Origin of the sequence: Roseivirga pacifica (assembly GCF_900111145.1) — a bacterium.
Taxonomy (GTDB): Bacteria; Bacteroidota; Bacteroidia; order Cytophagales; family Cyclobacteriaceae; genus Roseivirga; species Roseivirga pacifica.
The window spans coordinates 333,655-346,420 of the sequence record NZ_FOIR01000003.1 but is presented as its reverse complement, the minus strand read 5'-3'; the positions used below and the strand labels follow the sequence as shown (position 1 = coordinate 346,420).

Annotated in this window: 14 protein-coding genes; 8 read left to right on the top strand and 6 right to left on the bottom strand. The window is 42.0% G+C overall.

Going from position 1 to position 12,766, the window contains the following annotated elements; genetic code table 11:
* Positions 1-17: 17 nt before the first annotated feature.
* From BMW98_RS16625 to BMW98_RS16610, 4 genes are all read right to left on the bottom strand, one after another.
* Positions 18-707 carry a cyclase family protein gene (locus tag BMW98_RS16625; protein ID WP_090259986.1) on the bottom strand — a complete coding sequence of 230 codons (690 nt, stop codon included), beginning with the start codon at positions 705-707 and terminating at the stop codon, positions 18-20.
* A 48-nt stretch (positions 708-755) separates the two neighbouring features.
* The gene (locus tag BMW98_RS16620; protein WP_090259984.1) at positions 756-1,331 is read right to left on the bottom strand and encodes a uracil-DNA glycosylase family protein; all 576 of its coding nucleotides are present in this window, start codon (positions 1,329-1,331) and stop codon (positions 756-758) included.
* An 8-nt stretch (positions 1,332-1,339) separates the two neighbouring features.
* Positions 1,340-1,858 (bottom strand): GNAT family N-acetyltransferase, encoded by a 519-nt coding sequence (locus BMW98_RS16615; protein WP_090259982.1) that lies wholly within the window; start codon positions 1,856-1,858, stop codon positions 1,340-1,342.
* 85 nt (positions 1,859-1,943) lie between these two features.
* A complete protein-coding gene (locus tag BMW98_RS16610; RefSeq protein WP_090259980.1) occupies positions 1,944-2,135 on the bottom strand; it encodes a CsbD family protein in 192 nt (63 codons plus the stop codon).
* Between the two features lie 246 nt (positions 2,136-2,381).
* Between BMW98_RS16610 and BMW98_RS16605 the strand changes: the two genes are divergently transcribed.
* Together BMW98_RS16605 and BMW98_RS16600 are read left to right on the top strand one after the other, a co-directional pair.
* Positions 2,382-2,711 carry a PadR family transcriptional regulator gene (locus BMW98_RS16605; RefSeq protein ID WP_090260175.1) on the top strand — a complete coding sequence of 110 codons (330 nt, stop codon included), beginning with the start codon at positions 2,382-2,384 and terminating at the stop codon, positions 2,709-2,711.
* Entirely contained in the window at positions 2,708-5,320 is a 2,613-nt protein-coding gene (locus BMW98_RS16600; protein ID WP_090259979.1) for an ABC transporter permease, read from the top strand. The genes BMW98_RS16605 and BMW98_RS16600 overlap by 4 nt, the downstream gene beginning before the upstream one ends.
* A gap of 26 nt (positions 5,321-5,346) precedes the next feature.
* On the opposite strand, the gene BMW98_RS16595 is transcribed toward BMW98_RS16600, so the two are convergent.
* Together BMW98_RS16595 and BMW98_RS16590 are read right to left on the bottom strand one after the other, a co-directional pair.
* The gene (locus tag BMW98_RS16595; RefSeq protein ID WP_090259977.1) at positions 5,347-5,640 is read right to left on the bottom strand and encodes a HigA family addiction module antitoxin; all 294 of its coding nucleotides are present in this window, start codon (positions 5,638-5,640) and stop codon (positions 5,347-5,349) included.
* On the bottom strand, positions 5,640-5,921 hold the full coding sequence (locus BMW98_RS16590; RefSeq protein WP_090259975.1) for a type II toxin-antitoxin system RelE/ParE family toxin: 282 nt from the start codon (positions 5,919-5,921) through the stop codon (positions 5,640-5,642). Before BMW98_RS16590 ends, BMW98_RS16595 begins: the two co-directional genes overlap by 1 nt.
* 169 nt (positions 5,922-6,090) lie before the next feature.
* On the opposite strand from BMW98_RS16590, the gene BMW98_RS16585 reads away from it, so the two are divergent.
* From BMW98_RS16585 to BMW98_RS16560, 6 genes are all read left to right on the top strand, one after another.
* Positions 6,091-7,803, top strand: a complete 1,713-nt coding sequence (locus tag BMW98_RS16585) for a SulP family inorganic anion transporter (RefSeq protein WP_090259973.1) — start codon at positions 6,091-6,093, stop codon at positions 7,801-7,803.
* A gap of 89 nt (positions 7,804-7,892) precedes the next feature.
* Positions 7,893-9,305, top strand: coding sequence for an MBL fold metallo-hydrolase (locus BMW98_RS16580; RefSeq protein WP_090259971.1), 1,413 nt, complete (start codon positions 7,893-7,895; stop codon positions 9,303-9,305).
* Positions 9,306-9,355: 50 nt separating this feature from the next.
* Positions 9,356-9,934: a YeeE/YedE family protein gene (locus tag BMW98_RS16575; protein WP_090259969.1), complete on the top strand. Its 579-nt coding sequence runs from the start codon at positions 9,356-9,358 to the stop codon at positions 9,932-9,934.
* Between the two features lie 4 nt (positions 9,935-9,938).
* Positions 9,939-10,352: a DUF6691 family protein gene (locus BMW98_RS16570; RefSeq protein ID WP_090259967.1), complete on the top strand. Its 414-nt coding sequence runs from the start codon at positions 9,939-9,941 to the stop codon at positions 10,350-10,352.
* Positions 10,353-10,367: 15 nt separating this feature from the next.
* On the top strand, positions 10,368-11,705 hold the full coding sequence (locus tag BMW98_RS16565; RefSeq protein WP_090259965.1) for a hypothetical protein: 1,338 nt from the start codon (positions 10,368-10,370) through the stop codon (positions 11,703-11,705).
* Between the two features lie 30 nt (positions 11,706-11,735).
* The gene (locus tag BMW98_RS16560; RefSeq protein ID WP_090259963.1) at positions 11,736-12,752 is read left to right on the top strand and encodes a c-type cytochrome; all 1,017 of its coding nucleotides are present in this window, start codon (positions 11,736-11,738) and stop codon (positions 12,750-12,752) included.
* Positions 12,753-12,766 lie beyond the last annotated feature (14 nt).

The window sequence follows — 12,766 nt, the reverse complement described above, 5'->3', positions numbered from 1 at the left end:
GAGTGTAAAGTTTCTGGCTAACCCAAAACGGCAATGGCTCTGACAGGAGAGCCTGTTCCTCCTTTAATCTTTAGCGGGAGTCCTATAAATTGAAATGCTCCTTTATCTATTAGCCGGTGCAGGTTTATGAGGTTTTCGTAGTGTGTAAAACCCATTTCACCGCATACTTTGTGTACCTGTTTGTTAGTTTTTCCTTTTATTCCTGGGGCCATGGACTCTACTCCAAAAGCAGCAATCTGTTGTTCTCCTAACCAACGGGTTGCAGCTTCTGTTAGTCCGGGGTTGTTAGGCCAATCTGGTGTTTTGTAATGCCTGCGGTAATGGTCTGTGTGAAACAGTACGGTATCACCTTTATGAATACTTAACCCTTGTTTCGCAAGTGCTTCCTGCAAATCTTCCACGGTAATCTCTTCTGAAAGCTGTTTAGACGAAAGATCTAAGCAAATGCCTCTGGTATAGAAGCTTTCAAGCGGCATGGTGTCAATGGTTTGACCGGCATTTGCCCTGCTCATATGCGAGAGCGCGTCAACATGAGTGCCTGTATGCTCACTCATTTTTAAAGTGTTTACGCTTGGCGTCTGTGTTGCAGGGTTTTCAATGCCTTCCCAAGCTTCGTGTGTAGCGTGCACCGAAATTTCAACTGGTGGTTGTGTGTGGTGCATGGGCATGCCAACGTGTATTTCTTGGCTCAGGTCGATGATTTGCATGAGGTAAGTTTAGTCTTTTATTCAAAAAAACAGAAGGAGAAAATATGATTAGGGATTCATAACCTGATGAACTTTCTCCTGAAGTACTGGCAATACTTCGGTTTCGAACCACCGATTTTTGGCGCGCCAAATGTTGTTTCTGGGTGAAGGGTGGGGTAGCATAAAATGATCAGGTAGGTATTCCCTATAGTATTTCACACTTTCTGTTAGCGACTTCTTTAATTTGTTTTTGAGGTAATACTTTTGAGCGTATTGGCCGATAAGTAGGGTGAGTTGAATGTTGGGCATGTATTGCCATAGCTTGTCGTGCCATTGCGGAGCACATTCTGGGCGAGGCGGAAGGTCTCCACTTTTACCAGTGCCTGGGTAGCAAAAACCCATGGGTAGAATGGCCACTTTGCTGGTATTGTAAAACTCCGCTTCCGAAATGCCCATCCAGTTGCGCAGGTTCTCCCCACTTTTATCGTCCCAGGGAATGCCCGAAGCATGCACCAGCCGACCTGGCGCTTGGCCTATGATGGCAATTTTACTCTCAGGGTGAGCCGCTACCACGGGATTGACTCCGTGTGGCAATTCATTTTGGCAGATTGTACATGCGCGTATTTGTGCTAGCAGCTCTTTCACGGGGTGGCCTAAAGTGGCTTTTTCATCAGAATATCGGTTTGGTCATCTCCTCCAAGCTTAAAGGGATGAGTACTAAATGCCGTAAAACCATTTTTCTCGTAGAATTTAATGGCTTTTAGGTTGTGCTCCCAAACGCCTAGCCAAACCGTGTTACAGCCATGTTTTTTGGCTTCATCTAGCGATTTGTCCATTAATACTTGCCCATAACCTTTTCCGTGATGTGCCTCTTTTAAATAAATACGTTCAATCTCGAATGCACTTGGAAGGATGTTGTCGGACTGTGCAGGGCCTACGTTGAGTTTGAGGTAACCAATTGGAGAAGAATCTTCTTCTAAGAAGTAAAAAAATGAGCCTTCGGTTTCAATTTCCGACTTTAGCTGAGCATCACTGAATTTGTCGTTTAGGTAATGCTCCATGTCGGCAAAGGAGTTTTGACTACCAAAGGCTTCTCTAAAAGTTTGAATACCCAGATCTTGAAGTGCTGCGGCATCTTCAACCCCGATAGGGCGAATGTGTGCTGTTCCCATTATAAATGCTTTGATCCAAAATTTAAGAAAATTGTTTCAGAGCATTGGTCGGGAGTAGCTCACATTCATTTACTTTTTTTAGAAATTAGATGGCATCGATAAAGTCTTTGATCTGGCTTTTAGCCTTACCTGTTTTCTTCTGAATTTGGCCTAAAAGCTCATCTTCCTGACCTTCCTCGAATTTAAGATCATCGTCAGTAAGTTCAGCGTATTCTTGCTTTAGCTTACCTTTTACAATGTTCCAATTTCCTTTCAATTTATCTGATAATGCGCTCATAATATTTGGTTTTAGTTCGATTAAATGAATTCAAGTGGGATGCCAAATAATAGGTTTGTTTGTAACTATTTGTTTTTCAGTGAGTAATAGGGGTGCTGTAACGGTGCTCGTTGCGATAGACTTTTCACATTGAGAAAAAGATTACAGATATGAATGTTGAATCTTGCTCTTTCAGCAAACTTTTAAGTGGTAGAGAACATCCAAATGATAAAACCGCTATATTTTGTTTACAAATATGAGGGTAATATGAAAGGGACACACTTAGGTGAGTTTGAAGAGCTGGTACTTTTGGCTGTGGCAGCATTGCACGGCAACGCTTATGCGGTAACTGTAAAAGGCGAAATTGAAGAAAGGGCTTCACGAAAAGTGAACATCAGTGCAGTGCATTCTTCACTCTATAGGTTGGAAGAAAAAGGCTTTTTAGAGTCCTCGGTTGGCGGTGCAACCAACAAGAGGGGTGGTAAGAGCAAGCGGCTTTTTAAAGTAACTGCCTATGGCTTTAAATCGCTAAAAGAGGCGCAGAGTCTGCGACAGTCCTTTTGGAACATTATCCCTCAACTTTCAACCCAAGAATGAAAAAGGTTCATCCTCCAAAACTTGCTAGGCGTTTGCTTCGCCTGCTCATTTCAGAACCGTTGTTTGACGATTTTGATGGTGACTTAACGGAGCTTTTCTGGGAAAGGGCGGAAGCTAAAGGTGCAACGGCTGCCAAACTCCATTACTATAAAGATGTGCTGCTTTCGGCACGAAACATTGATTTAAAACGAAAACTCAAATTTCACAACCCATTGGTCATGTATAAAAACTATCTCAAAATCGCTTTTAGAAACTTACTCAAATACAAAGGCTATTCCTTTATAAATATTACTGGTCTAGCATTGGGGATGTCGGCCTGTTTACTCATTCTACTGTTTGTCAATAATGAGTTGAATTTTGACGGTTTTCACGAGAAGAAGTCCAAAATATATCGCTTAGATGAGGTGCAACGTTTTGGCACTGTTTCTGAGCAGAAAGTAGCGCTTTCCATGTATCCTATGGGGCCAAATATTCTGGCCGATTATCCAGAGGTGGTGAATTTTACGCGCTATTGGACTGCCGGAAGAACATTGGTGGAGTACAATAACAAACAGGTTTACATGGATAAGCTTGTACGCGTAGATACCTCTTTCTTACAGATGTTCGACTTTAAGTTAATTGAAGGAAGCCGAGCGGATGCTTTTAAGGATAATCTTGACGTGATGATAAGCGAAACGCTGGCCAAAAGGATTTTTGGAAGCGAAGACCCTATTGGCAAGACCTTGAAAACAAGCGGTGAAAACCTAGTAAAGGTGAGTGGGGTGTTTGAGGATGTTCCAGAAAACTCTCACCTCCAATTCGATGCGCTTGTAGGTACGGGTATGTGGGACTCTGAACAGCGCCAAAATGGTTGGGGATCTAACTATTTGAATACCTATCTTCAGCTAGCGCCAAATGCAGATCCGTCAGCTTTAGAGGCTAAATTCGATGATTTTTTGGTGAAATACATGGGTGAGGAAACGCTGGAGTATTATACGCTTTTTCTTCAGCCGCTTACCGATGTTCACTTAGGGTCAATGGATATTACCCACGATTATAATAATTACAACAAGTTTGCGCGTAGCTCTGTAAATATCTTTCTAGTGCTAGCGTTTTTTGTGTTGCTTATTGCCAGTATCAACTTTATGAACCTTTCAACGGCTCGAGCTGCGACTAGATCTAGAGAGGTGGGGGTACGCAAGTCCATAGGTGCTTTTAAGGGGCAAATTACACGTCAGTTTATGGTAGAGTCGGTTTTGTTGACTTTTATAGCCTTGCTCATTGGGTTTGGGTTGTGTGCCTTGGCAATCAAACCGCTCAATCAAATTATTGATAGAGAACTGAGCATGCAGTTGCTCTTTTTACCACAACATTTACTGCTGATTGTCGCAACCACTGTGTTTATCGGATTTCTTTCTGGGATTTACCCTGCGTTGGTTATGAGTGGTTTTAATCCTGTATTGGCGCTTAAAGGTGCGGTTTCTACTTCGCGTAAGTCCTTCTTTAGAAACGCTTTGGTAGTTTTTCAGTATGCTATTGCCATAGCCATTATTATCGGAACCGTTGTGGCAACCGACCAACTCAATTATATGCAAAACCTGAATTTGGGCTTTGAAAAAGACAACGTGATTGCCATTCAGATGTATGACGATACAAACGAAAAGTACGATTTACTGGCGTCTGAATTTAATAACCTTCCAAACGTTACGAATGTAACGGCTACCTCGCAAAGGCTTGGAAACAACTTGCACCAAACAAGTATGCAGTACCGAGCTGACACTGCTTTGATTCAAGGATCCAGTTCTTTTGTTGTTGTAGATAATAATTTCTTCGATTTCTATAAAATGGAGATGGTAGAAGGTCGCGCTTTAAGTGATGACTATGCGGCAGATGAGGCAGGTTTGAGCTTTGTGATTAATGAAACGCTGGCTCAGGAAATTCGGCAGGGAAATGAAAGTGTGCTAGGTACAAAGTTTCATTTTGGTGGTGCCGATACATTAGGACAAGTAGTTGGTGTGGTGAAAGACTTCAACTACAATAAGTTGAGTCTTAAGGTAGAACCTCTTTTTATGAGCAAACAAGATTTTGGAGGTTGGAGCGAAATGAACGTAAAAATTAAAGGCGAATCCGTTAAAGAAGCCCTGGCCGAAATGGAAATGGTTTGGACAGAGTTATTCCCTCAAAGGCCTTTTGAATACAAATTTTTAGATGAGCATATCGATGAAATGTATCGTTCGGAACAACAGCTTACCAAGGTGATTAGTATTCTTTCGGTTTTGGCAATAATTATTGCTTCGCTGGGGCTTTTCGGGCTAGCATCATTCACAGTAAGGCAGAGGTTGAAAGAGATGGGGATCAGAAAAGTACTTGGTGCATCGGTGCAACAAATCGTAATGATTCTATCTAGAAAGTTCACGCTTTTGGTCATTGTTGCATTTGCCATAGCCGCACCGCTTACCTATTATTTTATGAGTGATTGGCTTTCGAGTTATGCTTTCAGTATTAAGTTAGGGCTAGGTGTTTTCATAATCGTAGGTGTGGGCTCATGGTTAATCGCATTGTTAACCGTTAGTCTGCAGTCCATACGTGTGGCAAAATCGAACCCAGTAAAAACATTGCGGGTGGATTGAGTCTCCAAATTGAGAAATCGGTAAAGTTAAGCCGCAGTAGTTGGTCTAATTTTACTGATTTCTTCTTCCTTCTTTATACGTTGCTCTTCTAGGTCGTAGTCGGTTTGTAGTGCCAGCCAGAATTTGGCCGAATTGCTAAAGTATTTTGATAGGCGTAAAGCAGTATCTGCTGTAATTCTTCTGTTTCCTTTTAATATCTCGCTAACTCTGGTCTGCGGAATAAAAGTGTCTTTCGATAGTTTATATGCAGATATATTCAATGGCTCAAGAAACTCTTCTTTAAGCACTTCACCAGGGTGTATGTTTTCTAACCGTTCCATTAGTGGTAGTCAATAATTTCTACTTGATAAGCATTAGCATCAGTCCATTTAAAAATGATCCTCCATTGCGCATTGATTCGTATACTATAAAAGTCTTTTAAATCACCACTCAATTTTTCTAACCTATTACCAGGAGGAACCCTCAAGTCGTTAATGTCCTGTGCACCGTTAATCATTCTCAGTTTTCTTCTAGCAATTTGCTGTATGTTTTCTGGGAGTTTTTTTGACCTAAATCCTTCCCATATCTTCTCGGTTTCTTTATTTCCAAACGAGTTAATCAATAGTGTTGTGTTGCGTTACTAACGCATTAAGTTAGTATTTAGTTCTTTGTTTTCCTATTATTCTCCCATATTCCCTACCAAATTGCTGTGGTGCTGCTTTCGTAACTTTGGTTACTTTTAAAAGCAGCGGGCGCCTTTACATTTGTAGCTCGCAACAATAAATAAAGGCTTGAAGCAATTTTTACCTATTCTCAGTTGGTTGCCTAACTATAAAAAGGCAGACTTAAGTGGCGATGTTTTCGCAGGAATAACCGTTGGAATAATGCTTATTCCGCAAGGAATGGCCTATGCCTTAATTGCTGGTTTGCCACCTGTTTATGGCTTGTATGCCTCTGTAGTTCCACAAATAATTTACGCCATTTTTGGCACTTCAAGACAGCTTTCTGTGGCTCCTGTGGCTATGGATTCTCTTTTGGTCGCCACAGGTGTGTCGGTTATGGCCACCGAGGGCAGCGAAGCATACGTAACCTATGCCATTATGCTGGCCTTTTTTATGGGGGTCGCTCAGTTTTTATTGGGGGCAATTCGAATGGGCTTTATTACCAACCTTCTGGCCAAACCTGTAATTAGCGGATTTACCTCTGCCGCAGCACTGATTATCGGTTTGAATCAGCTGAAATATCTGCTGGGTGTAAATTTAGAGAAGAGTAATCAGGTGCACCGCATTATTATCGATGCATTTGGTAAAGTAGGAGATACTCATATTGTCACGCTATTATTGGGAGTAGCCGGTATTGTATTGATTAAGGGTATTAAAAAGGTTAATCCTAAAATACCTGGTGCACTTGTGGCAGTAGTAGCTGGAATTTTGGTGGTGCTGGTTTTCGGTCTACATAATACAGGTGTTAGCATTGTACGCGAGGTGCCCGAAGGGTTACCGGCTATGATATTGCCTGATCTTTCAATGGAAACAATCGAAAAGTTACTACCGCTTTCGTTAACCATTGCTGTGGTGGCTTTTATGGAAGCATTTTCCGTGGCTAAAGCTATTGAGGCCAAAAGAAGAGATTATAAGGTGAACCCAAATCAAGAGCTAATTGCTTTGGGAGCAGCCAATATAGTGGGCTCATTGTTTCAGAGCTATCCGGTTACAGGAGGTTTTTCTCGGTCAGCAGTAAATAATCAGGCAGGTGCAAATACACCGCTAGCGTCTATTATAAGTGCTGTTTTGGTGGCGCTTACGCTGCTCTTTTTAACCCCGTTGTTTTATCACTTACCACATGCCATTTTAGCGGCTATTATTATGGTGGCTGTTTCGGGATTGGTCGATCTGGCTTATGCTAAAACGCTCTGGAAAACCAATAAGATTGAATTCGCCCTCCTTTTGGCTACATTCTTAATTACCCTTCAATTTAGCATGGTGCCGGGTATCGTGTCGGGAATTATCCTGAGCATTCTGATTCTATTGTTTAAAGCAGCCAATCCGCATATGGCTATTTTAGGTAGGGTACGAGGGGTTGGTGAATTCAGAAATGTTAAGCGCTTTAAAGACCTAGAATTGTGGGAAGAAGTATTCGTGATTAGGGTAGATGCGCCTTTCGCATTCGTAAATATTCAGACCATAAAAGATAGAATTCTAAATGAAGCGCTGAGTAAAAAAGGACTGAAATTCGTGGTAATTGATGCTGGTTCGGTGGCGTATATCGATGCTACTGCGGTTGCAGGCTTGCGCGATTTAATGGAGAGTTTGGAGCAGAAGCAGATTAAAGTTTTGTTTGCAGAAGTGATTGGGCCGGTACGCGATGCGTTTTATCGCAACAATTTAGTGCCCGAAAACTCTGAGGAGTTCTTCTTTCTCACAACTGATAATGCGGTTAACTTTGCCGTTTCGGGTCAGAATAAGCCGGAAAACAAAGCCATTGCTTTGCAGCGAAATGCTTAGTGTAACTTTTGTTACTGTGCTATACGCTTAAAGGAACGTAATTTACCATTGTCTTGTATTAGACATGCTAAGATTGAAAAATTAGACAAATGAAAATAGATCAGATTTACACAGGTTGTTTAGCGCAAGGAGCTTACTACATTGAAAGTAAGGGAGAAGTGGCGATTATAGATCCACTTCGCGAAACGCAACCTTATGTTTCTATGGCCGAGAAAAATAAGGCTACTATTAAGTACATTTTCGAAACGCATTTTCATGCAGACTTTGTTTCGGGGCACGTGGATTTGGCCCGGAAAACAGGCGCAACCATTGTTTACGGCCCGGGTGCTAAAACCGAGTTCGATATTCACCAGGCTACTGACGGTGAGATTTTTGAACTGGGTGATGTAAAGATTAAGGTGCTTCATACACCAGGTCATACATTGGAAAGTTCAACTTTTTTGTTGATCGATGAAACAGGAAAAGAACATGCAATCTTCAGTGGTGATACATTGTTTATTGGCGATGTTGGCAGACCCGACCTAGCGCAAAAGGGAGATATAACACAGGATGATTTGGCTGGAATGCTTTATGATAGCCTTAGGAATAAGGTGATGACATTGCCTGATGAAGTGATTGTTTATCCAGCTCACGGTGCTGGTTCGGCTTGTGGTAAAAACATGAGTAAGGAAACTTCCGACACTTTGGGTAACCAAAAGAAGAACAATTACGCATTGAGAGCCGACATGACGCGTGAGGAGTTTATTAAGGAGGTTACTGATGGCCTATTACCTCCGCCACAGTACTTTGCTCAAAATGTAGCCATGAATAAGTCTGCCGAAACTGATGGCGTTGACAAAATTCTGGAAACCGGAAACGTAGGCTTAGATGTGGAGACTTTTGAAGCTATGGCTAACCATGAGGGAGCTTTGGTGCTTGATACGAGAAACCAGCAAGAGTTTGCAAAGGGTTTTGTGCCTAATTCCATCTTTATTGGTATTACGGGTAGTTTTGCGCCTTGGGTAGGTGCTTTGATCACCGACTTGCAACAGCCAATTGTGTTTTTAGCAGACGAAGGTCGTGAAGAAGAGGTGGTAACCCGTTTGTCGAGAGTGGGTTATGATAACACGCTTGGTTATTTGAAAGGTGGAATTGAAGCTTGGAAAGCAGCTGGTAAGGAAGTAGATACAATAACTTCTGTAAGTGCTGATACCTTTAAAACCGAATTGGAGGCTGGAAATGCCAATGTGCTCGATGTGCGTAAACCAGGGGAGTACATTTCGGAACACATTGAGAAGGCAAAGAATACACCATTAGACTTTATAAATGACGAAATGGCGAGAATCGATAAGAGTACTGAATACTATATTCATTGCGCTGGAGGCTATCGCTCAATGATTTTCGCATCGATATTGAAATCTAGAGGGTACAATAAAGTAATAGATGTTGCTGGCGGGTTTAAGGCTATAAAGGAAGCAGGAATACCAGTGACCGATTACGTGTGTCCATCTACTTTAGACTAAACAAAAATTCAGGGTTGGCCGACCGGTCAACCCTATTATAAAAAATCATCATGAATAACTTATTGGAATTAATTCAGCAGCCATGGCCATGGTATGTTGCCGGGCCGCTTATTGCCGTAGTAATGTTCGCATTGCTTTATTTTGGCAACAGCTTTGGGCTTTCTGCTAACTTTAGAAACATCTGCTCAATGTTTGGTGCGGGTAAGTCTTGCGAGTTCTTTGAGTTCGACTGGAAGAAGCAAACCTGGAATTTGGTGTTTGTTGTAGGAACAGTGCTCGGAGGATTCATTGCTCATCAATTTTTAATGCCTAGCGAGGTAAGTGTGGCCATTTCTGACGCTACTGTGCAGGATTTGACTGCGCTTGGTGTGGTTGATCCTGGGGCTGGATTTGTACCGAAGAGTCTCTTTAGCTTCGAAAGCCTTTTCAGCCTAAAAGGAATAATAATGTTTGTTGGCGGAGGCTTTTTAGTGGGTTTTGGAACACGCTATGCTGGCGGCTGCACCAGTGGCCATGCCATTAGTGGCTTAAGCGATTTGCAGCCTGCTTCGCTTATCGCGGTAATCGGATTTTTTATCGGAGGACTGCTCATGATTTACTTTATTCTTCCATCCGTTTTAAGCCTTTAACACAATGAAACTAGTTAAATATTTAATCTTAGGTACGCTATTCGGTATCACCCTTACCAAAGCAGAAGTTGTTTCTTGGTACCGCATTTACGAAATGTTCAAATTCCAATCGTTCCATATGTATGGCGTAATTGGTTCGGCCGTAATTTTAGGTATAATCATCACCCAAATCATTAAAAGAACCAAAATGAAAGCTATGTCGGGGGACCCGATTGTAATTGCTCCAAAACAATTTTCGATACCTCGCTATTTATTAGGAGGAACTATATTTGGCCTTGGTTGGGCAATGACTGGCGCTTGCCCTGGCCCCATGTTTATACTGGTAGGTAATGGTGTGTTTGTTATGCTTATAGCCATTGCATCTGGCTTATTAGGTACCTACGTATATGGTCGGGTAAGACATAAATTGCCGCATTAGTACATATAAATGATAATGAGAAAAGGAGGGTTTTTATTGGTTTTTATGCTGGTAAACATTGCTTTGCTAGCGCAGAATGAAGAGAAAACCACAAAAGTTTACGGTGGAATCACTACCCGAACAATGGGGACTTTTAACCGAGGTGAGTTAACGGATTACCACATTACGGTTTCCTATGCCAATGTTGGTGTGGAACAGCGGGTAACGCCATGGTTAAGTTTTTCGGCACAAGTAAATGGTCTACTCAATTATGGTTTAGATGGCCTTTTAAGGGTAGATCCTACAACCAACTCAGGGCCAATTTATGAGGCCAACTTGTGGACTCCTGTTTGGATGGAGGGTTCAACTCACTTCGAATTACCCATATTAAGTGCTAATCTCAATTTTAACGAGCATCAAATTAAAGTAGGTCGCTTTTTGGTAAACACCCCTTTAATCAACACAGAAGGTTGGCCATTTCCGGGAGCGGCTTCAGAAGGTGTCTACTACCAATTCAAGCCGCTTGAAAAGAAGTTTAGCCTGCAAGCATATGCGCTTACCCGTATTGCTCCTAGGTTCTCGGCCCGATTCGAAAACATTGGTAACTCCATTGGCCGCGGTGGTTTAGGGTTCGAAGTTGATGGTGACTTGAGCAATTATTTGGGGAATGTCGATTCGGACTTTCAACTAGTTTTAAATGCAAATTTTGAAGTCAGCGATCATTTGTCTTTCGACTTGTGGGAATTCTACACTGACAATGTGATGAACAATTTCATTATTGAACCGACCATTTCATTCGCCAGCGATTTGCGCTTAAAGCTAATGTACTTACAACAGCATAAGGTGAATAATGGAGGAAATGATGATGAAGAGTTGACTTATGTGGTGTCTGACCAATCCTCATACTTTGGGGCTAGGTTGGAGAAGGACTTTGGCGTGCATTCTATTCAATTGAATGCTTCCCGAATTACGGATCAAGGTAGGTTGCAGCTGCCACGTGATTGGGGAGTGGAGCCTTTCTATTCTTTTCAGAGAAGAACGCGTATGGAGGGCTTACAGGATGCTACAGAAGTTATGGTAAAGTGGCAAAGAACTTGGGCGAATGATGAGGCAAGCTTTAGGTGGTATGCTTCTGCAAGCCGAGGTTGGTTTCCCTTTCCAGGAGACGCGGAAAAGAATAAATACAGAACGGCATCTTCGGCTCATATAGACAATGCCTTTAAGTTCACTAGTAAGCGTTGGGTAAAAGGTTTGGGGGCTGAGTTGTATATGGCTTATCGTTTTTTGGCTGAAGATATTAATGAAGATTACCGTTATTTGATCAATAGGGCGGATTTTTTCCATATAGATTTTCTAGTTTCTTATAGTTTTTAAAGCCTGACCTAGCTAAATTTTGATTTGGCTATGAAAAATGTAATCCCCAAAATACAAGTCCTACTTTCCTTGGCTGTTGTGCTCGTGCTATTGAGTGTTGGCAGTGTCGTTTTTATTGCCTCGGGAGACAATTGGCAGTTTTTTGTGGAAGATAACACGCCATGGAAACCAAAATCTATTACCACCGATTTGGAGGGTGAAGAAAAAGCATCACTAATCAAATACGGCTACGATGTAATTACCAAGAGTCCCGAAATTATTGGCCCATTATCAGAAGACGCGAAAAAGCGCTTTGCTGGCAATATGCTTAGCTGTCAGAACTGCCATTTGGAGGCCGGAACAAAGCCTGGGTCAGGTTCTTTTGTGGGGGTAGCTAATCGTTTCCCACAGTTTAGAGGAAGAGAAAATAAGGAAGGGACGCTTTTGGAACGTATTGATGGTTGTATGGAGCGCAGCATGAATGGGCATAAAATGCCACATAATAGCCTGGAAATGCAAGGCATGGTGGCATATATGAAATGGCTGAGCGAAGATGTTCCGGAAGAAATGGAGGAGCGCTATAAAGGCTATATAAAGGTTGATATTCCTAATGAAAAAGCTGATTTGATAAGAGGCAAAGAGGTTTATACGCAGCATTGCCTAGTCTGTCATGGAGAGGATGGGCAAGGACAAAGGCCAAACGAAAATGGCATGTATTTGTACCCGCCACTTTGGGGTAATAACTCATTTAATCATGGTGCGGGAATGCACCGAGTGATCACTGCTGCAGAGTTTATAAAAACCAATATGCCGTATCTGCAAGCCGATATTGATAATCAGGTGTTAACGGATGAGGAGGCTTATCATGTGGCAGCTTACATCAATAGTTTTGATAGACCACAAAAAAGTAATCCAGAAGTTGATTTTCCTGATAAAAAAAAGAAGCCTGTTTCAACACCTTATGGGCCGTGGGCGGATAACTTCTCGGCAGAACAACATAAGTATGGGCCATTCCAGCCTATTATGGAATTTTATCTTAATGAATATGGGATTAAGAAAACTAAGTAAATTTATGGTGCCTC